This is a genomic window from [Mycobacterium] manitobense (assembly GCF_025821665.1).
Classification (GTDB): domain Bacteria; phylum Actinomycetota; class Actinomycetes; order Mycobacteriales; family Mycobacteriaceae; genus Mycobacterium; species Mycobacterium arseniciresistens.
The window spans coordinates 21,527-42,769 of record NZ_JACKSJ010000145.1 but is presented as its reverse complement, the minus strand read 5'-3'; the positions used below and the strand labels follow the sequence as shown (position 1 = coordinate 42,769).

At 69.5% G+C, this 21,243-nt stretch carries 20 protein-coding genes and 1 pseudogene; 15 read left to right on the top strand and 6 right to left on the bottom strand.

The window, feature by feature from the left end; translation table 11 throughout:
* Genes sufD through H7I41_RS17290 form a run of 3 tightly spaced genes read right to left on the bottom strand, consistent with a single transcriptional unit; the run spans position 1 to position 3,501 of the window.
* On the bottom strand, positions 1-1,206 hold the full coding sequence (gene sufD, locus H7I41_RS17300; protein WP_308214630.1) for a Fe-S cluster assembly protein SufD: 1,206 nt from the start codon (positions 1,204-1,206) through the stop codon (positions 1-3).
* A 31-nt stretch (positions 1,207-1,237) separates the two neighbouring features.
* A complete protein-coding gene (sufB, locus tag H7I41_RS17295; RefSeq protein WP_264013831.1) occupies positions 1,238-2,686 on the bottom strand; it encodes a Fe-S cluster assembly protein SufB in 1,449 nt (482 codons plus the stop codon).
* Positions 2,683-3,501, bottom strand: a complete 819-nt coding sequence (locus H7I41_RS17290) for a helix-turn-helix transcriptional regulator (RefSeq protein WP_372503762.1) — start codon at positions 3,499-3,501, stop codon at positions 2,683-2,685. The genes sufB and H7I41_RS17290 overlap by 4 nt, the downstream gene beginning before the upstream one ends.
* 24 nt (positions 3,502-3,525) lie before the next feature.
* Between H7I41_RS17290 and mptB the strand changes: the two genes are divergently transcribed.
* Genes mptB through H7I41_RS17275 form a run of 3 tightly spaced genes read left to right on the top strand, consistent with a single transcriptional unit; the run spans position 3,526 to position 6,988 of the window.
* Positions 3,526-5,268, top strand: a complete 1,743-nt coding sequence (mptB, locus tag H7I41_RS17285) for a polyprenol phosphomannose-dependent alpha 1,6 mannosyltransferase MptB (RefSeq protein ID WP_264013829.1) — start codon at positions 3,526-3,528, stop codon at positions 5,266-5,268.
* The gene (locus tag H7I41_RS17280) at positions 5,265-6,197 is read left to right on the top strand and encodes an ABC transporter ATP-binding protein (RefSeq protein WP_264013828.1); all 933 of its coding nucleotides are present in this window, start codon (positions 5,265-5,267) and stop codon (positions 6,195-6,197) included. Before mptB ends, H7I41_RS17280 begins: the two co-directional genes overlap by 4 nt.
* A gap of 17 nt (positions 6,198-6,214) precedes the next feature.
* A complete protein-coding gene (locus tag H7I41_RS17275; RefSeq protein WP_264013827.1) occupies positions 6,215-6,988 on the top strand; it encodes an ABC transporter permease in 774 nt (257 codons plus the stop codon).
* Here the strand turns inward: H7I41_RS17275 and H7I41_RS17270 are convergent.
* Positions 6,956-7,606 (bottom strand): hypothetical protein, encoded by a 651-nt coding sequence (locus H7I41_RS17270; RefSeq protein ID WP_264013826.1) that lies wholly within the window; start codon positions 7,604-7,606, stop codon positions 6,956-6,958. The genes H7I41_RS17275 and H7I41_RS17270 overlap by 33 nt on opposite strands.
* Positions 7,607-7,691: 85 nt before the next feature.
* Here H7I41_RS17270 and H7I41_RS17265 point away from each other — a divergent pair, with 85 nt between their 5' ends.
* Positions 7,692-8,273: a TetR/AcrR family transcriptional regulator gene (locus tag H7I41_RS17265; protein ID WP_264013825.1), complete on the top strand. Its 582-nt coding sequence runs from the start codon at positions 7,692-7,694 to the stop codon at positions 8,271-8,273.
* A gap of 83 nt (positions 8,274-8,356) precedes the next feature.
* Entirely contained in the window at positions 8,357-9,340 is a 984-nt protein-coding gene (locus tag H7I41_RS17260) for a COX15/CtaA family protein (protein ID WP_264013882.1), read from the top strand.
* A 570-nt stretch (positions 9,341-9,910) separates the two neighbouring features.
* Here H7I41_RS17260 and H7I41_RS30485 read toward each other — a convergent pair.
* Positions 9,911-10,153, bottom strand: a pseudogene (locus H7I41_RS30485) (DcsG N-terminal domain-containing protein); the annotation flags it as partial.
* Positions 10,154-10,217: 64 nt separating this feature from the next.
* Here H7I41_RS30485 and H7I41_RS17255 point away from each other — a divergent pair.
* From H7I41_RS17255 to H7I41_RS17240, 4 genes are read left to right on the top strand one after another with little or no spacing between them, the layout of a single operon-like run.
* Positions 10,218-11,192 carry a quinone oxidoreductase family protein gene (locus tag H7I41_RS17255; RefSeq protein ID WP_264013824.1) on the top strand — a complete coding sequence of 325 codons (975 nt, stop codon included), beginning with the start codon at positions 10,218-10,220 and terminating at the stop codon, positions 11,190-11,192.
* A 1-nt stretch (position 11,193) separates the two neighbouring features.
* Positions 11,194-11,625 carry an alternative ribosome rescue aminoacyl-tRNA hydrolase ArfB gene (gene arfB / locus H7I41_RS17250; RefSeq protein WP_264013823.1) on the top strand — a complete coding sequence of 144 codons (432 nt, stop codon included), beginning with the start codon at positions 11,194-11,196 and terminating at the stop codon, positions 11,623-11,625.
* A 52-nt stretch (positions 11,626-11,677) separates the two neighbouring features.
* On the top strand, positions 11,678-12,601 hold the full coding sequence (locus H7I41_RS17245; protein WP_264013822.1) for a hypothetical protein: 924 nt from the start codon (positions 11,678-11,680) through the stop codon (positions 12,599-12,601).
* A gap of 8 nt (positions 12,602-12,609) precedes the next feature.
* A complete protein-coding gene (locus H7I41_RS17240) occupies positions 12,610-12,954 on the top strand; it encodes a hypothetical protein (RefSeq protein ID WP_264013890.1) in 345 nt (114 codons plus the stop codon).
* 2 nt (positions 12,955-12,956) lie between these two features.
* Here H7I41_RS17240 and H7I41_RS17235 read toward each other — a convergent pair whose 3' ends face one another.
* The gene (locus tag H7I41_RS17235) at positions 12,957-13,901 is read right to left on the bottom strand and encodes a heme o synthase (protein WP_264013821.1); all 945 of its coding nucleotides are present in this window, start codon (positions 13,899-13,901) and stop codon (positions 12,957-12,959) included.
* 204 nt (positions 13,902-14,105) lie between these two features.
* Here H7I41_RS17235 and tkt point away from each other — a divergent pair, with 204 nt between their 5' ends.
* The 6 genes from tkt to H7I41_RS17205 all read left to right on the top strand — a co-directional run bounded on the left by tkt (position 14,106) and on the right by H7I41_RS17205 (position 21,238).
* A complete protein-coding gene (tkt, locus tag H7I41_RS17230; protein ID WP_264013820.1) occupies positions 14,106-16,196 on the top strand; it encodes a transketolase in 2,091 nt (696 codons plus the stop codon).
* Between the two features lie 22 nt (positions 16,197-16,218).
* Entirely contained in the window at positions 16,219-17,337 is a 1,119-nt protein-coding gene (tal, locus tag H7I41_RS17225; protein ID WP_264013819.1) for a transaldolase, read from the top strand.
* A gap of 7 nt (positions 17,338-17,344) precedes the next feature.
* Positions 17,345-18,892, top strand: a complete 1,548-nt coding sequence (gene zwf / locus H7I41_RS17220) for a glucose-6-phosphate dehydrogenase (protein ID WP_264013818.1) — start codon at positions 17,345-17,347, stop codon at positions 18,890-18,892.
* Positions 18,893-19,047: 155 nt separating this feature from the next.
* Entirely contained in the window at positions 19,048-19,959 is a 912-nt protein-coding gene (gene opcA / locus H7I41_RS17215; protein WP_264013817.1) for a glucose-6-phosphate dehydrogenase assembly protein OpcA, read from the top strand.
* Positions 19,956-20,687, top strand: a complete 732-nt coding sequence (pgl, locus tag H7I41_RS17210) for a 6-phosphogluconolactonase (RefSeq protein ID WP_264013816.1) — start codon at positions 19,956-19,958, stop codon at positions 20,685-20,687. Before opcA ends, pgl begins: the two co-directional genes overlap by 4 nt.
* A 176-nt stretch (positions 20,688-20,863) precedes the next feature.
* Positions 20,864-21,238 carry an ATPase gene (locus tag H7I41_RS17205; RefSeq protein WP_264013815.1) on the top strand — a complete coding sequence of 125 codons (375 nt, stop codon included), beginning with the start codon at positions 20,864-20,866 and terminating at the stop codon, positions 21,236-21,238.
* Positions 21,239-21,243: the final 5 nt, after the last annotated feature.

Genomic DNA, 21,243 nt, shown 5'->3' with positions numbered 1-21,243 from the left:
TCAGTTACTTCTCGATTCCGTGATCGCTAGTTCTCGTTCGATGGCGTCGGTGAGGCGCTCGCGCACGGCGGGCACGGCGATCTTGGCGATGATCTCGCCGAAGAATCCGCGCACCACCAGCCGGCGGGCCTGCTCCTCGGGGATGCCGCGGGCCCTCAGGTAGAACAACTGCTCGTCGTCGAAACGGCCGGTGGCACTGGCGTGTCCGGCGCCGACGATCTCGCCGGTCTCGATCTCCAGGTTCGGCACCGAATCGGCGCGGGCCCCGTCGGTCAGCACGAGGTTGCGGTTGACCTCGAAGGTGTCGGTGCCGGTGGCCTCGGCGCGGATCAGCACGTCGCCGATCCACACGGTGTGGGCGTCGGGGCGGTCGGAGTCCGGGTCACCCTGCAGCGCGCCCTTGTAGAGCACGTCGGACTTGCAGTTGGGCTGCGAGTGGTCGACGAGCAGCCGCGATTCGAAGTGCTGGCCGTCGTCGGCGAAGTAGGTGCCGAGCATCTGGGCCTGGCCGCCGGGACCGGCGTACCGCACCGTCGCCGTGGTGCGCACGACGTCCCCGCCGAGGGTGACGTTGACGTGCCCCAGCACGGCGTCCTTCCCCAGCCGGGCGTGGTGGGCGCTGACGTGGACCATGTCGTCGGCCCAGTCGGCGATCCAGATCACCCCGACACCGGCCGAGTCGCCGACGACGATCTCGACGTTGTCGGCATAGGTTCCGCTGCCGCGCAGGTCGACGACGACGATCGCCCTCGCCAGTTCCTCGACGCGGATCTGCAGGTGTCCGTACGCCACCGCGCCCTCGCCGGGACCGTTGACGACGATCTCGATCGGCTCGGCCACCTCGGTGTCGCGCGCGACCGTCACGATCGTCGCGGACTCGAACGACGAGAAGGCTTGCGCCGCAACGCGATCAGCGGGCACGCCGGCCTGGCCGAGCCGGTCGTCGCCGCGCTGCACCGTCTCGACCGTCACGCCGGGCCGCTCGGTGACCTCGATCGTGGCGCGTCCGGTCGCGGGAGCCGAGCCGTCGTGCAGCCCGCGCAGCCGCCGCAGCGGGGTGAACCGCCACAGCTCGTCGCGGCCGCCGGGCACCTCGAAGGCGGCGACGTCGAACGAGGCGAACTGCTCGCCCTTGTTGGCGCCGGCGAGCGCCGAACCCGGCTTCGCGCCTCCCTCGACTGCGGTGGTCAGGTTGGTCTCGGTCACTGCCTGTTCCCCGTCGCTTCGCTCGCCCCCATCAGCCGACCGCGCCTTCCATCTGCAGCTCGATCAGCCGGTTGAGCTCCAGCGCGTACTCCATCGGCAGTTCCTTGGCGATCGGCTCGACGAACCCGCGCACCACCATCGCCATCGCCTCGTCCTCGGTGAGGCCGCGGCTCATCAGGTAGAACAACTGGTCCTCGCTGACCTTGGACACGGTGGCCTCGTGCCCCATCGTGACGTCGTCCTCGCGGATGTCGACGTAGGGGTAGGTGTCCGAACGGCTGATCGTGTCGACGAGCAGCGCATCGCACTTGACGCTCGCGCGGGAACCGTAGGCGCCCTTGTTGACCTGGACCAGGCCGCGGTAGGACGCCCGGCCGCCGCCGCGGGCGACCGACTTGGACACGATGTTGGACGACGTGTGCGGGGCCAGGTGCAGCATCTTGGCGCCGGTGTCCTGGTGCTGACCCTCGCCGGCGAACGCCACCGAGAGCACCTCACCCTTGGCGTGCTCACCGGTCATCCACACGGCCGGGTACTTCATCGTCACCTTGGAGCCGATGTTGCCGTCGACCCACTCCATGGTGGCGCCTGCCTCGGCCCTCGCCCGCTTGGTGACCAGGTTGTAGACGTTGTTCGACCAGTTCTGGATGGTGGTGTAGCGGCACCGGCCGCCGGGCTTGACGATGATCTCCACGACCGCAGAGTGCAGCGAGTCGCTCTTGTAGATCGGCGCGGTACAGCCCTCCACGTAGTGCACGTAGGCGTCCTCGTCGACGATGATCAACGTCCGCTCGAACTGGCCCATGTTCTCGGTGTTGATCCGGAAGTACGCCTGCAGCGGGATGTCGACGTGCACACCCTTCGGCACGTAGATGAACGACCCGCCCGACCACACCGCGGTGTTGAGCGCCGAGAACTTGTTGTCGCCGGCCGGAATCACCGTGCCGAAATACTGCTTGAACAGCTCGGGATGCTCCTTGAGGGCGGTGTCGGTGTCCAGGAAGATGACGCCCTGGGCCTCGAGGTCCTCGCGGATGGAGTGGTAGACCACCTCGGACTCGTACTGCGCGGCGACACCGGACACCAGCCGCTGCTTCTCGGCCTCCGGGATGCCCAGCTTGTCGTAGGTGTTCTTGATGTCGGCGGGCAGATCGTCCCAGGTCGCCGCCTGCTTCTCACTGGACCGCACGAAGTACTTGATGTTGTCGAAGTGGATGCCGTCGAGGTCGGAACCCCAGTTGGGCATCGGCTTCTTGTCGAAGGTGCGCAGGGCGCGCAGCCGGGTCTCGAGCATCCACTCCGGCTCGCTCTTCTTCGCCGAGATGTCGCGCACCACGGCCTCGGACAGCCCGCGCTGCGCGCTGGCACCGGCGACGTCGGAGTCCGACCAGCCGTACCCGTACTTGCCGAGCGAGGCGATGGTCTCGTCCTGGGTCAGCGGCTCGGCCTTGGCGACCGAGGTCTCGGGGGTAGCGGTCATGCCGACGCTCCTTGGGTTGTGGTGGCGGCTTCGGCGCGGGCTGTGTGCCGAAGTTCCTTGGTGAGTGGTACGTGGGTGGTGCAGGCGCAGTCGCCGTTGACGATCGTGGCCAGCCGCTGTACGTGGGTGCCCAGGATCTCGGCGAACGCCTCACGCTCGGTCTGGCACAGCTCCGGGAATTCCTCGGCGACGTGCGAGACCGGACAGTGGTGCTGGCAGATCTGCACGCCGTGGACGGGTCCGGCCGCCGGCGTGGTGGTCGTGGTGGTGGCGTAGCCGGCCCGGGTCAGCGCCGCGGCCACCCGGTCCGCAGTGGCTTCAACGCCATCGGGGCCCTCGGTTACTCCCGACAGGATGGTGTCGATCCGGCGGCGGGCGAAGGTGCGCACAGCTTCGTCGCCGCCGATCTCTCGCAGCTGACGGATCGCCGCGACCGCGAGGTCGTCGTAGGCGTGGCCGAGCTTGGCCCGGCCTGCGGCGGTCAGCCGGTAGCGCTTGGCGGGCCGGCCGCGGCCCGAGTGCTGCCACGCCTCGGCGGCGCTGGCCTGCGCATCGCCGGCGTCGACGAGGGCGTCGAGGTGACGGCGCACGCCTGCCGCGGAGATGCCGAGCCGGTCGCCGATCTGACCGGCGGTGATCGGCCCCTCCATCAGCAACTGGATGATGGCGGTGCGGGTGTGGCCGTCCGAAGCCGGCACGACGGCAGGCGTCATGTCCGCAGCTCGCTCCCGGTCGAATTCCACAACACCATTGTGTCGGAATTCCCTGACCGCTTCCAGCAAGGGGACCCTTACTGCGAGCGTGAAAGCCACCACACCCCCGACCGTTAGTCTGCTCTGATGGCTCCACTGGCCGGGCGCCTCCAGATGTTCAGCTCCTCGATCGCCCGATGGCACGGCGACGAGCCGGTCGCCGGTTCCCCCCTCAACGGCGCCGAGATGGTGGCGCTGCGCCGGACCCGGCTGTTCGGGGCCACCGGCACGGTGCTGATGGCGATCGGCGCGCTCGGCGCCGGTGCGCGGCCCGTGGTCCAGGATCCCACCTTCGGTGTCCGGCTGCTCAACCTGCCCTCGCGGATCCAGACCGTCTCGCTGACCATGACCACCACCGGCGCGGTGATGATGGCGCTGGCCTGGCTGATGCTCGGCCGGTTCGCGCTCGGCAGCCGCCGCATGTCGCGCGGCCAGGTGGACCGCACGCTGCTGCTGTGGGCCCTCCCGCTGCTGCTCGCGCCGCCGATGTACAGCCGCGACGTGTACTCCTACCTGGCCCAGAGCGAGATATCGCGGCTCGGCCTCGACCCGTACAAGGTCGGCCCGGCCACCGGGCTCGGGCTCGACCACGTGTTCACGCTGTCGGTGCCCAACCTGTGGCGGGAGACCCCGGCGCCCTACGGACCGCTGTTCCTGTGGATCGGCGAGGGCATCTCGACCGTGACCGGCCAGAACATCGTCTGGGCGGTGCTGTTCCACCGGCTCGTCGTCCTGCTGGGGGTCGGCCTCATCGTCTGGGCCACCCCGAGGCTCGCCCGCCGATGCGGCGTCGCCGAGGTCAGCGCGCTGTGGCTGGGGCCGTGCAACCCGCTGCTGTTCATGCACCTGGTGGCAGGCATCCACAACGAGGCGCTGATGCTCGGCCTGATGCTGGCGGGCACCGAGTTCGCGCTGCGCGGCATCGACGCCGCGCAGCCACTGCTGCCACGGCCGCTGCGCAGGCCGGTCACCCGCGCCGACTGGCGACGCTGGCATCCGCTGGCCATGCTGATCGTCGGAGCGGTGCTGATCGCGATGTCGTCGCAGGTCAAACTGCCGTCGTTGCTGGCGCTCGGGTTCGTGGCTATGGCGCTGGCCTGCCGGTGGGGTGGCACCGTCAAGGCGTTCGTGATCGCCGGCGGTTCTCTGACAGCGCTCTCGGTGGTGGTGATGGCGGTGATCGGCTGGGCCAGCGGGCTCGGTTTCGGCTGGCTGTTCACTCTGGGCACCGCGAATGTGGTGCGCAGCTGGATGTCCCCGCCGACGCTGATCGCGTTGGGCACCGGCCAGGTCGGCATCCTGCTCGGTCTCGGCGACCACACCACCGCGGTGCTGGCACTCACCCGCGCCATCGGTGTGATCATCATCGCGATCCTGGTCACCTGGCTGCTGCTGGCGGTGCTGCGGGGCCGGCTGCATCCCGTGGGTGGGTTGGGTGTCGCCCTCGGCGCGACGGTGCTGCTGTTCCCCGTGGTGCAGCCGTGGTACCTGCTGTGGGCGATCATCCCGCTGGCGGCCTGGGCCACCCGCCCCGGTTTCCGGGGATCGACCATCGCGATCACCCTGGTCATCGGCATTTTCGGGCCGACCGCCAACGGGGACCGGTTCACCCTGTTCCAAATCGTGATGGCCACCCTGGCCAGCACGCTCGTCGTCGCACTGCTGATGGCGCTCACCTGGCGCCGGTTGCCGTGGCGGCCGGTCCCCGACCCCGACGCGGACGACGGCCCGGACACCGAACCGAGGGCGGACGAACCGCCCGTCGCGAAGCCGTCACCGCCACCACGGCCGCAACCATCGAGCAGCGACGCATACGCTGAATCCCCGTGACGTCCGGATCCGCTGTTCCCGTCCTGCTGCGCGGGGTGACCAAGCGGTACGGGTCGACGACGGCGGTGTCGGAACTCGACCTCGACGTGCAGCGCGCCGAGGTGCTGGCGCTGCTCGGGCCCAACGGCGCGGGCAAGACCACGACCATCGAGATGTGCGAGGGCTTCCTGCGGCCGGACGCCGGCTCCATCGAGGTCCTCGGCCTCGATCCCGTCTCGGACAACGCCCGGCTGCGCGAGCGGATCGGCGTCATGCTGCAGGGCGGCGGCGGCTATCCGGCGGCCCGGGCCGGCGAGATGCTCGCGCTGGTGGCCGCGTACGCCGCAGATCCGCTCGACCCGCAGTGGCTGATGGACACGCTCGGGCTCACCGAGGTCGCGCGCACCACCTACCGCAGGCTGTCCGGCGGCCAGCAGCAGCGTCTGGCGCTGGCGTGTGCCGTGGTGGGACGTCCCGAGCTGGTGTTCCTCGACGAGCCGACCGCCGGGATGGACGCGCATGCGCGAATCGTGGTGTGGGAGTTGATCGACGGGCTGCGCCGCGACGGTGTCACCGTCGTGTTGACCACCCACCAGTTGACCGAGGCGGAGGAACTGGCCGACCGGCTGGTCATCATCGACCACGGAGTGGCGGTCGCCACCGGCACGCCGGCGGAGCTGATGCGCACCGGCGCCGAGAACCAGTTGAGGTTCCGCGCCCCGCGGATGCTCGACCTGGCGCTGCTCGTCGCGGCCCTCCCGGAGGGCTACCAGGCGATCGAGGCGGCACCGGGTGAGTACCTCGTCGAAGGCCACATCGACCCGCAGGTGCTGGCGACCGTGACGGCGTGGTGCGCGCGGCTCGACGTGCTGGCGACCGACATGCGGGTGGAGCAGCGCAGCCTCGAGGACGTCTTCCTCGACCTGACCGGACGGGAGCTGCGGCCGTGACGCGCGAAAACAGGGGCGTGACCAACCGTTTCGCGCCGGGCACCTTCTCCCCCGACCCGCGGCCGGCCACCGTGCCGACCATGCTGGCCGCGCAGTTCAACCTGGAATTGAAGCTGCTGCTGCGCAACGGCGAGCAGTTGCTGCTCACCATGTTCATCCCCATCACGCTGCTGGTCGGATTGATCCTGCTGCCGCTCGGGTCGTTCGGCGATGACCGCGCCGCCGCCTTCGTGCCCGCTGTGATGTCGCTGGCGGTGATCTCGACGGCGTTCACCGGACAGGCCATCGCGGTGGCGTTCGACCGCCGCTACGGAGCGCTGAAACGCTTGGGCGCCACCGCACTTCCGGTCTGGGGCATCATCGTCGGCAAGTCACTGGCGGTGGTGGCGGTGGTGTTCCTGCAGTCGATCGTGCTCGGCGCTATCGGCATCGCCCTGGGCTGGCGACCCGCGCTGGCCGGGCTGGCGCTCGGCGCGGTGGTCATCGCGCTCGGCACCGCCGTTTTCGCGGCGCTCGGCCTGCTGCTCGGCGGGACCCTTCGCGCCGAGATCGTGCTGGCGGTGGCCAACCTGCTGTGGTTCGTCTTCGCCGGTTTCGGCGCGCTGACGCTGGAGGGTCAGACGGTGCCGGGCGCCTTGGCGTGGGCAGCGCGGCTGACACCCTCCGGCGCGTTGACCGAGTCGCTGACTCAGGCGATGACGTTGTCGGTGGACTGGTTCGGCCTCGCCGTGCTCGCCGTCTGGGGCGCGGTGGCCGGGCTATGCGCGTTGCGCTGGTTCCGCTTCACCTGAGCGCGCGAGATCGGGCAGCAGGAACTCCAGCTGTCCGACCTCTTCGATGTTGTGTGCGACCCAGGCTCGGGTCTTGTCTTCGGGAAAGTGGCCGGACACGATGCGGTTGACCAGCGAGAGTCTGCGGGTGCCGAGGTCCATGACGGTCACGTAGTGCGCGCCGTCGGCGCCGGCCGACCAGGTGTGCTCGAGCTGGAAGACGATGACGCCTGCCACCCGCAGGACCAGGCGGATCCCGGTCTCGTCGAGCTTCTCGACGCGGGCGACCTCGTCCACCAGGTACTCGGGCCGGCCGCCGAAGGCCTCGACCATGTGGAACCGCGCGCCTTCGCCTGCGCCCCCGGTAGGTGCCGGACGAGCGAGTTCCCACCGGACGTGGTCGATCGGGTGCCAGGCGAGATAGCGGTCGATGACCCGGCCGCCGTAGGACATGGTGCCGCCCAGATTGCGGAACCAGTCGAGCAGCATCGCGGGCGTGATCCCCGCCAGCGGCCGGTGGTCGATGGTGATCCGGCGCCGGTGGTTCGGCAGTGCGGAGTACCGCACCGTCGCGGTGTCGACGGTCCGCAGCGGATAGAGCACCGGACGGGGCTTCGGTATGGCTGTGGCGCGTGACATTCCCACCTCCAAGATACGGTAGCGTTTCTTAGACCAGCGTAAGCGGGCAGGCTAAGATACGCAAGCGTTTCTCGGGGGAGGCGGTATGCGACGGCGGCACGGTGAAGAGCTGGACGCGGCGATCCGATCGGCGGCGTTGAGACTGCTGGCCGACCACGGCCCGGCGGGCGTCACCATGGAGGCGGTCGCCGCGGAGGCGAAGACGAGCAAGCCGGTGCTGTACCGCCGGTGGCCGGACGCAGCGGCACTGATCCGCGACACGCTGGTGAACCTGGCGACCACGGCGATACCGCACCACGACACCGGCAGCTACCGCACCGACATGCTCGCCGTGCTGGGCGGCTGGGCCGCCCTGTTCACCGGACCCGACGCCGCCGTGCTGCGTGCCGCCGTCGCTGCGGCTACGCACGACCCGGTGCTCACCGACACGTTGCAGCGCGATGTCATCGGCTGGCGCAAAGCGGAGATGGCCGCACTGCTGCGGCGCGGCGTCGAGCGCGGCGACGTGCGGCCCGACGTGCCGGTCGAACTCGCCCGCGAACTCGGCCAGAGCGTGTTGTGGCACCGCCTGCTGATCACCGGCGACCCGATCACCGACGACCTCGTGGTGCAGCTCGTCGACGAGGTCCTGGTGCCGTTCGTCGCACCCCGAGCGGTCGCATCGTGACGCCCTACTACGGAATGTAGTTGGCTATCGCCTACGATCGGGGCGTGCGACGCGTGTTCACCGGCCTGGTCGACCGGCTCCCGATGCCGAGCCTCGGCGTGCAGCGGGCGATCGCCGTCGCGGTGATCCTGACCCAGGGCGGCATCGCGGTCACCGGCGCGATCGTGCGGGTCACCGCGTCGGGCCTGGGTTGCCCCACCTGGCCGCAGTGCTTCCCCGGCAGCTTCACTCCCGTCCCGCATGCCGAGGTCCCGGGCATCCACCAGGCCGTCGAGTTCGGCAACCGGTTGATCACCTTCCTGGTCGTGCTCACCGCCGCGCTGGCCGTGCTCGCGGTGGTGCGGGCCCGGCGGCGCCGCGAGGTCCTCGTCTACGCCTGGCTGATGCCGGCGTCGACCGTCGTGCAGGCGGTGATCGGCGGCATCACCGTGCTGACCGGCCTGCTGTGGTGGACCGTCGCCATTCACCTGCTGGCCTCGATGACGATGGTGTGGGTGGCGGTGCTGCTCTACGTGAAGATCGGCGAGCCCGACGACGGGGTGGTCGAGCGCACGGTGCCGAAGCCGTTGCGGCAGTTGACGTTGCTGAGCGGGGTGGCACTGGCCGCGGTCCTCGTGACCGGCACCCTGGTGACCGGTGCGGGTCCGCACGCCGGGGACAAGAGCATCGACGCGCCGGTGCCGCGCCTCGAGGTCGAGATCGTCACCCTGGTGCTGGCGCACGCGACGCTGCTGGTGGCCTACCTGTCGCTGCTGGTGGCGCTGGTCTTCGGCCTGCGCGCGGTCGCCGCGCCCCGCCGCGTGATGCGGCGCCTAGCCGTGCTGCTGGCCCTCGTCGCCGCGCAGGCACTGGTCGGCCGGTTGCAGTACGCGCTCGACATCCCCGCCGCACTGGTGGCGGTGCACGTCGCCGGCGCCGCGGCGTGCACGGCGGCCACCGCCGCGCTATGGGCGTCGATGCGACAGCGGACCCAGCCCGAACCGGTCGAGGGCGGCCTCGACGCCGACGACGAAGTCGCGCTGACGGCGGTCCCTGGTGTCGGGGTCCAGCTGCCGCCAACCAAGTGACGGCTCCACCAGTTCGAGTTCCAGCAGCCGGGGGTCGTCGATCCCGCCGATGACGTCGGCGCGGGCGTAGAGGAAGTCCCCCGGCGCGACGTCCAGTTCGGCCGCGGCGGCTGCCAGCGCGGCGTATCCGACGTCCCAGAGCTCGTGGTCGGGGTCGGCCGGCGCCTGGGACTCCTCGGCGAAGGTGCCCGTCTCGTCGAACGCCGGTGGCCGGGCGGCGGGCAGCAGCGGCGCCTTGGTGAAGGCGTGCGACGCGCGTCCGCCGAGGAACACCAGCGCCGTCTCGCCGCGTTCGATGCGGGCGTCGTACGGCTGGACCAGCACGGTGGAGCCGGCGCCGTGCAACGCCTCGGCGTGTGCGCGGGCCTCGGCCGGGTCGTCGCACCGTCGCGCGCCGCGCGCCCCGGCGCCGACGGCGGGCTTCACCACCACCTCCCCTGCGGGCAGCCGCACCGGTTCGCCCGGTGAGAAGAACTGGCTCGGCACCGTGGGGACGCCGCGGCGCGCAAGGCCGTCGAGGTAGCGCTTGTCGGTGTTCCAGGCGACCACGTCGGCACCGTTGAGGAGATTCGGCACTCGTCGGGTCCAGGCCAGGAACTCCTCGAGCCGCTCCACGTAGTCCCAGGTGGCGCGCAGGATCACCAGGTCGGCGTCCAGCGTTGCCGGATCGTCCCACGACCGCCACCGGGCGTGCAGTCCGTGCCGGCTCAGCGCGTCGACCAGGCCGTCGTCGTCCCCGTCGCCCTCCGGCAGTGCCGGGCAGCCCGCGAGGACGATGCGCGGGTGACGGATGTCGGGACGGGCCAGCTTCATGGTCGAATGATGCCAGCACAGGGCGGCCCGAGTGGCCGCCGATTCTTCGGCAATGATGGAGCACATGTACGCGATCGAAGTCGCCGAGACCGGCGGACCCGAAGTCCTGCGCCACGTCGAGCTGCCGCCACCCACCCCGGGCCCGGGTCAGGTGCTGATCAAGGCAGAGGCGATCGGGGTCAACTTCATCGACACGTACTTCCGGTCCGGGCTGTACCCGCGGGAGCTGCCCTTCGTGGTGGGCACCGAGGTGTGCGGCACCATCGAGGCGGTCGGTGACGACGTCGCCGCGCTCGGTGTCGGCGACCGGGTGGTCACCGATAAGGCATTCGGCGCCTACGCCGAGTACTCGCTTGCACCAGCTGATTTCGTGGTCTATGTGCCGGAGTCGGTGCCGTCGGAGGTGGCCGCCTCGGCGCTGCTGAAGGGCACCACCGCGCACTATCTGATCAAGTCGACCTACCCGGTCCAGCAGGGCGACACCGTGCTGCTGCACGCAGGCGCCGGCGGCGTCGGGCTGATCTTGACCCAGTGGGCGACCAGCCTCGCCACCCGGGTCATCACCACGGTGTCCACCCCGGACAAGGCCGAACTCTCGAGGCAGGCCGGCGCCGTCGCGGTGCTCGACTACCCCGATGATCCGCAGGAATTCGGCGCCCGGATCCGCGAGCTCACCGACGGCAAGGGCGTGGCCGCGGTGTACGACGGGGTCGGGGCTGCGACGTTCGAGGCCAGCCTGGCCAGCCTGGCGAAGCGCGGCACGCTGGCCCTGTTCGGTGCGGCCAGCGGCCCCGTGCCGCCGTTCGACCCGCAGCGGCTCAACGCCGCCGGGTCGGTGTTCCTGACCAGGCCGAGCCTGGCGCACTACACCGGTACCGCCGACGAATTCGGTTGGCGGGCAGGCGAAGTGCTCGACGCGATCGCCTCTGGGACGATCACCGTGACAGTCAGCGAGCGGTACCGGCTGGCCGATGCCGAGCAGGCCCATCGCGACCTGCAGGGCCGCAAGACGGTCGGCTCGGTGGTGCTGGTCCCGTGACGTGACGCAGGACCTCGCCGTCACGCCGGCCTTCGTGATACCGGCGTCCGAGCTGAGCGAACGCTTCTCCAGGTCCTCGGGTCCCGGCGGGCAGGGGGTCAACACCGCGGACAGCAGGGTCGAGCTCTCGTTCGACGTGGCGCGCTCACCGTCGGTGCCGCCGCACCTGCGCCACCGGATCCTGTACCGGCTGGGCGGTCGGCTCTCCGCGGGGATCCTCACGGTGACGGCCAGTGAGCATCGCGCGCAACTGCAGAACCGCGCCGCGGCACGCGAACGGATGGCCCGCCTCCTGCGCGACGCCGCCGCCGCTCCCCCGCCGGCCCGCCGGCCGACCAGACCCACCCGGGGCTCCAAGGAACGCCGGATCGCCGAGAAGAAGCGGCGGGGATCGATCAAGGAGGGCCGCCGCGGCGGCTGGGACCGCAACTAGCCACTCGATTTCGGTGCGTCGTAAGCCACCCGGGCGGCAATAGGCTCACGGTGTGCGCATCCGCCGGTTCACCACCACGCTGGTCGCCGGTGTGCTGACCATCGGCCTGGCGGGGTGCACCGGGGCCCCGGACCGCGAGGACGAGGCACGAGACATCCGCGATCGGGTCGCCGCGATGCCCGGCGTCACCGATGCCGACCTGGTCTACGAGAACGACATCTGGGCCGGCACCCGATTCGAACTGCGGGTCGACATGGACACCGCGACCGACGAGCAGATCGGCGCCGTCGCCGACGAGATCGACCACAAGCGCGGCGACGAATTCGCCGACTTCGACCAGCGCGCCGAGATCAACGTCGCCCGGTGGACCACGCTGGCCGGTGGCGAGCGCCTACCCGACGACGCCGCCCGGATCGCCGCCCAGCTGCGCCGGTTACGAGCGGACGTCCAGGCCGACACCATCCGCTACGGCGCCGGCACCGATGGGTCGTCGGTGCGGGTCGACGGCGCAACCGCCACGAGCGAGGCGGTTGACGCCGTGCTGCAGGTGTTCACCGACCCGCCCGACACCATCGAGGTGGCGCCCGACGAGGGGGCCGACGCCCCCTTCTGGGCTGTCCGCAGCAGGATGTCGATCGCCGACAAGCAGCGCATCGACGGCCAACTCGCCGCGCTCGCCCCGGCGCAACCCGGATACGTCACGGTCCTCGACGGGCGGGTCGTGCACCTGACCATGGGAGTGACGAGTCCGGCAGCCGCCTACCAAGAGATCGCCCATGCGGTCCGCGCGCTCGATGCGCGACGCGGAGAACCGGTCGACCTCAGCTGGGCTGCGGGGCCCGCAGGCACCAAAGGGCCCAGATGGGCCGGCTCCGCGGAGATCGGCGGGTGTGACCACGGCAGTCACATGGGTGAACTCCTCCCCGACGCCCAGGCGCTGCAGCAGCGCATCCGCGACGAATTCGGCAGCTGCTGAGGACACCCGTGACCACGCCGCCGCCGCACCACCGCACCTCCATCGCCCTGCGCCTGACCGGCGGCGCGCTCGCCGCGCTGACCGGCGCGGCGTGGCTGTGGTGCGTGGTGACGGCCCTTACGTCGCGATTCGCGTCGATCCAGGCGTCAATGGATCCGGACAGCGTCGCCTTCGACCCGCACGGCTTCGGCCTGATCGCCGGCACCCTGTTCGCCGTGCCGCTGGGCCTGCTGTGCGCGCTCACGCTGCCGCTGGCGTTCCCGCGTGTCCGCCGGGCCGGGGTGCTGCGCCGGACCGTGGCGGCGTTCGCCGTGCTGACGGCAGCGCTGTTGGTGGCGGTGTTCTCGGGCTGAGATCAGGCGGTGAAGAGCGTGGGCAGCGCGAGCGCGGAGTCGACCGCCAGCGCGCAGAACACCACCGCGAGGTAGTTGTTCGACTGCAGGAACAGCCGCAGTGGCTTGACCGGTTCGCCCCGCTTGACCCCGCTGTAGAGCTGGTGGGCCATCGTCAGGAACCACGCGCCTGCCAGCAGCGCGACCGCCGCGTACAGCCAGCCCGTCGCCAGCGCCAAGGCCAGCGTCGTCACCACGGTCAGCCAGGTGTACACCAGGATCTGCTTGGTGACGTGGCGCTCGGTGGCCACCGCGGGCAGCATCGGGACCCCGGCCGCCCGGTAGTCGTCCTTGTAGCGCATCGCCAGCGCCCAGGTGTGCGGCGGCGTCCAGAAGAAGATGATCGCGAACATCACCAGCGCGGGCCACTGGATGGTTCCGGTGACGGCCGACCAGCCGATCATCACCGGCATGCAGCCTGCGGCACCGCCCCACACCACGTTCTGCGATGTGCGGCGCTTGAGCAGCAGCGTGTAGACGAACACGTAGAACGCGATCGTGGCGACCGCGAGCAGGCCGGAGAGCAGGTTCGACGTCCACCACAGCCAGCCGAACGAAGCGACCGACAGCACCAGCCCGAACACCAGCGCGTGCCGCGTCGGAACCGTGTCACGGGCGAGTGGCCGGCGCGCGGTCCGCTTCATCACCTTGTCGATGTCGGCGTCGGCGACACAGTTCAGCGTGTTGGCGCCCGCGGCGGCCAGCATCCCGCCGATCAGGGTGTTGAGGATCAGCAGCGGATCGACCGTGCCACGCTCCGCCAGGAGCATCGCCGGGATCGCGGTCACGAGCAACAGTTCGATGACTCGCGGCTTGGTCAGCGCGACGTAGGCCAGGATCCTGGCCATGACCGAAGAGCGAATTCGGCTTGACGTCCCGCGACCGAGGTGGCGCTCGCGAATGCTCACGCAGTTGACTCCTCAAAAATCGCGGCAGCGCGCAGCTTCTACTACAGACGATGGTAGACGGCGTCCGCCCCGCGCCTGCACCGCAGGGTCGGTTCGGATGAACGTCCGCCCCATCATGCGTTGTGGTCCTGCAGAGGCCGACCACCGCGCACTAGGGTGGACAGAGATCAGCTTGCCAGCCGCATGACAGCCAGGAGCGCGTTCGTGACCACTACAGAGGAAATCTCTGCCCTCACCCGCCCGAGCCACCCCGACGACTGGAACGACCTCGACACCACCGCTGTCGACACCGTCCGGGTGCTGGCGGCGGATGCGGTGCAGAAGGTCGGCAACGGCCACCCCGGGACCGCGATGAGCCTGGCGCCGCTGGCCTACACGCTGTTCCAGCGTCAGATGCGGCACGACCCCAGTGACGTGCACTGGCTGGGTCGCGACCGGTTCGTGCTGTCCTGCGGGCATTCCAGCCTCACCCTCTACATCCAGCTCTATCTCGGCGGGTTCGGCCTGGAGCTCGAGGACATCGAGTCGCTGCGCACCTGGAAGTCGAAGACCCCCGGACATCCGGAGTTCCGCCACACCAAGGGCGTGGAGATCACCACCGGACCGCTGGGTCAGGGTCTGGCCTCGGCCGTCGGCATGGCGATGGCGTCGCGGTACGAGCGCGGGTTGTTCGACCCCGACGCGGCGCCGGGCACCAGCCCCTTCGACCACCACATCTTCGTGATCGCCTCCGACGGCGACATCGAGGAGGGCGTCACCAGTGAGGCGTCCTCGCTGGCGGGCACCCAGCAGCTGGGCAACCTGATCGTCTTCTACGACCAGAACCAGATCTCCATCGAGCACGACACCAACATCGCGCTGTCCGAGGACGTCCCGGCGCGTTACCGGGCCTACGGCTGGCACGTCCAGGAGGTCGAGGGCGGCGAGAACGTCGTCGGCATCGAGCAGGCCATCGAGGCCGCCAAGGCCGTCACCGACAAACCGTCGTTCATCGCGGTGCGCACCATCATCGGCTATCCGGCCCCCAACAAGATGAACACGGGCGGGGTGCATGGCTCGGCGCTGGGCGACGACGAGGTGGCCGCCACCAAGAAGGTGCTCGGCTTCGACCCGGACAAGACGTTCGAGGTGCGCCCTGAGGTCATCGAACACACCCGCAAGCTGGTCGACCGCGGCCGCGAGGCGCACGAGAAGTGGCAGCCGGAGTTCGACGCCTGGGCCGAGCGCGAACCCGAGCGCAAGAAGCTGCTCGACCGGCTGCTCGCACAGGAACTGCCCGACGGCTGGGACGCCGACATCACCCACTGGGAGCCGGGCTCCAAGGCGGTGGCCACCCGCGCGGCGTTCGGCCAGGTGCTCAACGACGTCGCGCCCAAGCTGCCCGAGCTGTGGGGCGGCTCGGCCGACCTGGCCGGCAGCAACAACACCACGATCAAGGGCGTCAAGTCCTTCGGCCCGCCGTCGATCTCCACCGACGACTTCTCCGCCGACTGGTACGGCCGGGTGCTGCACTTCGGCATCCGTGAGCACGCGATGGGATCGATCCTGTCGGGCATCGTGCTGCACGGTCCGACCCGCGCGTTCGGCGGCACCTTCCTGCAGTTCTCCGACTACATGCGCCCGGCCGTGCGGTTGGCGTCACTGATGGACATCGACACCATCTACATCTGGACGCACGACTCCGTCGGTCTCGGCGAGGACGGCCCGACGCACCAGCCGATCGAGCACCTCGCGGCGCTGCGTGCCATCCCCAACCTGTCGGTGGTCCGGCCGGGCGATCCGAACGAGACCGCGTATGCCTGGCGCAGCATCCTGGCGCGGGGCAACGGCAGCGGGCCGGTCGGTTTCATCCTGACCAGGCAGGGCATCCCGGTCCTGGAGGGCACCGACGCCGAGGGCGTGAGCAAGGGCGGTTACGTGCTCGGTGGCGGCGACGCCTCCGCCGCCGATGTCATCCTGATCGGCACCGGCTCGGAGCTGCAGCTGGCCGTGGAGGCCAAGAAGCTGCTGGCGGACAAGGACATCACCGCGGCGGTGGTGTCGATGCCGTGCGTCGAGTGGTTCGAGTCGCAGCCCAAGGAGTACCGCGACTCGGTGCTGCCACCGACGGTGTCCGCCCGGGTCGCCGTCGAGGCCGCCGTCGCGCAGAGCTGGTACAAGCTCGTCGGCGACACCGGTGAGATCGTCTCGATCGAGCACTACGGCGAGTCCGCCGACGACAAGACGTTGTTCCGCGAGTTCGGCTTCACGCCGGAGGCCGTGGCGGCCGCCGCGGAACGATCGATAGACAACTAGAACTTCAAGAGAGGCAACACCCATGGCGCAGAATCCCAACCTCGCGGCACTGGCGGCCGCGGGTGTATCCGTTTGGCTCGACGACCTGTCCCGCGAGCGCCTGCAGACCGGCAACCTGCAGGAGCTGATCGACACCAAGAGTGTCGTCGGGGTGACCACGAACCCGTCGATCTTCCAGGCCGCCCTGTCCAAGGGCGAGGCCTACGACTCGCAGATCGCCGAACTGGCCGAACGGGGCGCCGATGTCGACGCCACGATCCGCACCGTCACCACCGACGACGTCCGCGACGCCTGCGACGTGCTGGCCAAGCAGTACGAGCTGTCCGACGGTGTCGACGGGCGGGTGTCGATCGAGGTCGACCCGCGACTGGCCCGCGATGCGGACAAGACCATCGCCCAGGCGGTCGAGTTGTGGAAGATCGTCGACCGGCCCAACCTGCTGATCAAGATCCCGGCGATGGAAGAGGGCATCCCAGCGATCACCGCGGTGCTGGCCGAGGGCATCTCGGTGAACGTCACGCTGATCTTCTCGGTCGAGCGCCACCGCGCGGTGATGGACGCCTACCTCGCCGGCCTGGAGAAGGCGAAGGAGGCCGGCCACGACTTGGCCAAGATCCATTCCGTCGCTTCGTTCTTCGTGTCCCGGGTGGACTCCGAGATCGACAAGCGGCTGGAGAAGATCGGCTCCGAGGAAGCGTTGGCTCTACGCGGCCAGGCCGGTGTCGCCAACGCCCGGCTCGCGTACGCCGCCTATGAGGAGGTGTTCGTCGGCGGTGAGCGCTTCGAGGCGCTCAAGGCCGACGGCGCGCGGGTACAGCGGCCGCTGTGGGCGTCGACGGGCGTGAAGAACCCCGACTACGCCGACACGCTCTACATCACCGAACTGGTGGCCCCGAACACGGTGAACACCATGCCGGAGAAGACGATGGACGCCGTCGCCGACCACGGCGTCATCACCGGCGACACGGTGACCGGCAGGGCCGGCGAAGCCCAGGAGGTGTTCGACAAGCTCGAGGCCGTCGGCGTCGACCTGACCGACGTGTTCCTGGTTCTCGAGAACGAGGGTGTGGAGAAGTTCGAGAAGTCCTGGCAGGAACTGCTCGAGGCGACGCAGGGTCAGCTGGACGAGAAGAAGTCCTAGCCTCCAGATGAGCGCAGTCGACACCGCCGCCACCGGGTGGCGTAATCCGCTCAGGGACAAGCGCGACAAGCGGATGCCCCGGATCGCCGGGCCCTGCAGTGTGGTGATCTTCGGCGTGACCGGCGATCTGGCGCGCAAGAAGCTGATGCCCGCCATCTACGACCTGGCCAACCGCGGGCTGCTGCCGCCGACGTTCTCGCTGGTCGGTTTCGCCCGAAGGGACTGGGCCGACGAGGATTTCAGCGATGTCGTGCACGAGGCGGTCAAGCAGCACGCCCGCACCCCCTTCCGGCAGGAGGTCTGGGACAGGCTCGCGGAGGGCATCCGATTCGTGCAGGGCACGTTCGACGACGAGAAGGCGTTCGAACAGCTCGCGGAGACCCTGAACAAGCTCGACGCCGAGCGCGGGACGGGCGGGAATCATGCGTTCTACCTGTCGATCCCACCCAAGGCGTTCCCGCAGGTGCTCGAGCAGTTGTCGAGGACTGGCCTGGCGAAGAAGACGGACGGCTCCTGGAGCCGGGTGGTCATCGAGAAGCCCTTCGGCCACGACCTCGAGAGCGCCGAGGACCTCAACGCAATCGTCAACAACGTCTTCCCGGAGTCGTCGGTGTTCCGGATCGACCACTACCTGGGCAAGGAGACCGTCCAGAACATCCTCGCGCTGCGCTTCGCCAACGAGCTGTTCGAGCCGGTCTGGAATGCGCACTATGTGGACAGCGTGCAGATCACCATGGCCGAGGACATCGGGTTGGGCGGCCGCGGCGGCTATTACGACGGGGTCGGTGCCGCGCGTGACGTCATCCAGAACCACCTGCTGCAGCTGCTGGCGCTCACGGCGATGGAGGAGCCGGTGAGCTTCAACCCGGCCGAGCTGCAGGCCGAGAAGATCAAGGTGCTGTCCGCGACCCAGCTGGCCGAGCCGCTGGACGAGACGACGTCACGTGGGCAGTACACCGCGGGCTGGCAGGGCGGGCAGAAGGTGGTCGGGCTGCTCGACGAGGAGGGCTTCTCGGAGACGTCGACCACCGAGACGTTCGCCGCGATCACGGTGGACGTCGACACCCGGCGCTGGGCCGGCGTGCCGTTCTACCTACGCACCGGAAAACGGCTGGGCCGCAGGGTCACCGAGATCGCGCTGGTCTTCAAGCGCGCCCCGCACCTGCCGTTCGACGCCACCATGACCGAGGAACTCGGCCAGAACGCACTGGTGATCCGCGTCCAGCCCGACGAAGGAATCACGCTGCGATTCGGCTCGAAGGTGCCCGGCAATCAGATGGAAGTCCGCGACGTGAGCATGGACTTCTCCTACGGGTCGGCGTTCGCCGAGGAGTCACCCGAGGCCTACGAACGGCTGATCCTCGACGTGCTGCTCGGCGAGCCGTCACTGTTCCCGGTCAACCACGAGGTCGAACTGGCCTGGAAGATCCTCGACCCGGCGTTGGAGTACTGGGCCTCGCACGGCAAGCCCGATCCGTACGAATCCGGCGGCTGGGGTCCCGAGTCGGCGTTCGAGATGCTGCGCCGCACCGGCCGGGAATGGAGAAGGCCCTAACCATGATCGTCGAAGGCGACAACGAGTGAGCATCGCAGCGAGGCACGAGCGAGGAGCGGAGCGAGGAGGAGCCGAGCCATGATCGTCCGAAGGCGACAACGAGTGAGCATCGCAGCGAGGCACGAGCGAGGAGCGGAGCGAGGAGGAGCCGAGCCATGATCGTCGACCTGCCGGACAGCACCACCGATGTCATCAACAAGAAGATCGTCGCGCTGCGCGAAGAGGGCGGTGCGATCACGCTGGGCCGGGTGCTCACCCTGGTCATCGCCCCGGCGACGGATGCCCTGCTCGAGGAGTCGATCGAGGCGGCCAACGCGGCCAGTCGCGAACACCCCTGCCGGGTGATCGTCGTCGCACCGGGTGACCGGCTGGCCGAGAACGCACGGCTGGACGCGCAACTTCGCGTCGGGCGGGACGCGGGCGCCAACGAGGTCGTGGTGCTGAAGCTCTCCGGTCCGCTGGCCAATCACGCCAGCAGCGTGGTGATGCCATTCCTGCTACCCGACACCCCGGTGGTCACCTGGTGGCCGGACGTCGCACCGGAGGTTCCCGCCAAGGATCCGCTGGGCAAGCTGGCGCTGCGCCGGATCACCGACGCCACCAACGGCACCGACCCGCTGGCCTCGATCAAGGGCCGGTTGAAGGGCTACACCCCGGGCGACACCGACCTGGCCTGGAGCCGAATCACCTACTGGCGTGCGCTGCTCACCTCGGCGGTGGACCAGGCGCCGCACGAGAAGATCAACTCGGCGCTGGTTTCCGGCCTGGAGACCGAGCCCGCGCTCGACGTCCTGGCCGGCTGGCTGGCCAGCCGCATCGACGGTCCGGTGCAGCGTGCCGTCGGCGAGCTCAAGGTGGAACTGGTCCGCGACAGCGAGACCATCACGCTGAGCCGCCCGCAGGAGGGTGTCACCGCGAAGATCACCCGCACCGCCAAGCCGGAGGCACTGGTTCCGTTGGCGCGCAGGGAGACCCGTGAATGTCTGGCCGAGGACATGCGTCGCCTCGATGCCGATGAGATCTACTTCGAGGCGCTGCAGGGTATCGAGAAGGTGCAATACGTATGAGTTCCATCGTCGAGCGGTACTCGGACAAGGACGAGCTCGTCGCCGCGGCCGGCGACCGGCTTGCAGAGGCCATCACCACCGCGATCTCGGCGCGCGGTGTCGCGTCGGTCGTGCTGACCGGCGGCGGCACCGGCATCGCGATGCTCAAGAGGCTCGGCGAGCACGACATCGACTGGGCGAGGGTACATCTCTACTGGGGTGACGAACGATACGTCGCCTCCGACGACGACGATCGCAACGACAAGCAGACCCGCGAGGCGCTGCTCAACCACATCGACATCCCGGCCGCCAACGTGCACGCGATGGCCGCGCTGGACGGTGAGTACGGCGACGACCTCGACGCCGCGGCGCTGGCCTACGAACAGGTGCTGGCTGCCAACGCCGAATCCGGCGAGCCCACACCGGCTTTCGACGTACACCTGCTCGGGATGGGCCCGGAGGGCCACATCAACTCGCTCTTCCCGCACACCGCGGCCGTGCGGGAGACCAGCCGCCTGGTGGTCGGGGTGACGGACTCCCCCAAACCTCCGCCCACGCGCATCACGCTGACGCTTCCCGCGGTCACCCGGTCGCGCGAGGTGTGGCTGGTGGTGTCGGGCGCGGACAAGGCGGACGCCGTCGCCGCCGCGGTCAACGGCGCAGACCCGGACGACGTCCCCGCTGCGGGCGCTGTGGGGCGTGACGCCACCGTGTGGCTGCTCGACGAGGACGCGGCGAGCAAGCTCTAGTCGTCGCGGCCGGTGTCGGCCTGCGCGTCGGCATAACCGGACAGATAATCCGCACTGTGCCCGGCGCCGTCGGGGCCTCTCGGCGATCTCGGTAGGTTCTCGCACGGACTGCGTTGCATGCATGTCAGACGCCGGGTTCGCCGCCCCGGTTCCCCGCGGGGGTCATAATGACCGTCATGGTGGACAAGAGCGGTAAAGTTCCGGCACGCAAAGGCACCGAGCGGATCCGCAAGCTCGCCCAGGCCGCCCTCAACGCCGACGTCACCGTCGACCAGGTGGACACCATCCTGGACGGTCTCAGCGACACGCTGATCGACCTGAACAGGTCCACGGGCAATCTCGACGAGACCCTGGAACGCTTCAACGAGACGATCAACCGCATCAACGAGTTGGCGCCGCGCCTGATCGCGGTCGTCGACCGGTTGGAGGGCATCGTCGACCGGGTCGAACGCATCGTGGGACTCGGCGAGGCGGTCCTCGGCCCGCTCGCCGCGACGGAGAACGCGGTCCGCGGCGGAGTGAACGCGATGCGCCGGACGATCGGGCTCTGAGCCTG

Coding starts and splice junctions, on each gene's coding strand:
- pgl (WP_264013816.1), top strand. CDS start 19,956: ATGAGTTCCATCGTCGAGCGGTACTCGGACAAGGACGAGCTCGTCGCC.
- H7I41_RS17265 (WP_264013825.1), top strand. CDS start 7,692: ATGCGACGGCGGCACGGTGAAGAGCTGGACGCGGCGATCCGATCGGCG.
- sufB (WP_264013831.1), bottom strand. CDS start 2,686: ATGACCGCTACCCCCGAGACCTCGGTCGCCAAGGCCGAGCCGCTGACC.
- H7I41_RS17270 (WP_264013826.1), bottom strand. CDS start 7,606: ATGTCACGCGCCACAGCCATACCGAAGCCCCGTCCGGTGCTCTATCCG.
- H7I41_RS17260 (WP_264013882.1), top strand. CDS start 8,357: ATGCCGAGCCTCGGCGTGCAGCGGGCGATCGCCGTCGCGGTGATCCTG.
- H7I41_RS17205 (WP_264013815.1), top strand. CDS start 20,864: ATGGTGGACAAGAGCGGTAAAGTTCCGGCACGCAAAGGCACCGAGCGG.
- tal (WP_264013819.1), top strand. CDS start 16,219: ATGGCGCAGAATCCCAACCTCGCGGCACTGGCGGCCGCGGGTGTATCC.
- mptB (WP_264013829.1), top strand. CDS start 3,526: ATGGCTCCACTGGCCGGGCGCCTCCAGATGTTCAGCTCCTCGATCGCC.
- opcA (WP_264013817.1), top strand. CDS start 19,048: ATGATCGTCGACCTGCCGGACAGCACCACCGATGTCATCAACAAGAAG.
- zwf (WP_264013818.1), top strand. CDS start 17,345: ATGAGCGCAGTCGACACCGCCGCCACCGGGTGGCGTAATCCGCTCAGG.
- H7I41_RS17255 (WP_264013824.1), top strand. CDS start 10,218: ATGTACGCGATCGAAGTCGCCGAGACCGGCGGACCCGAAGTCCTGCGC.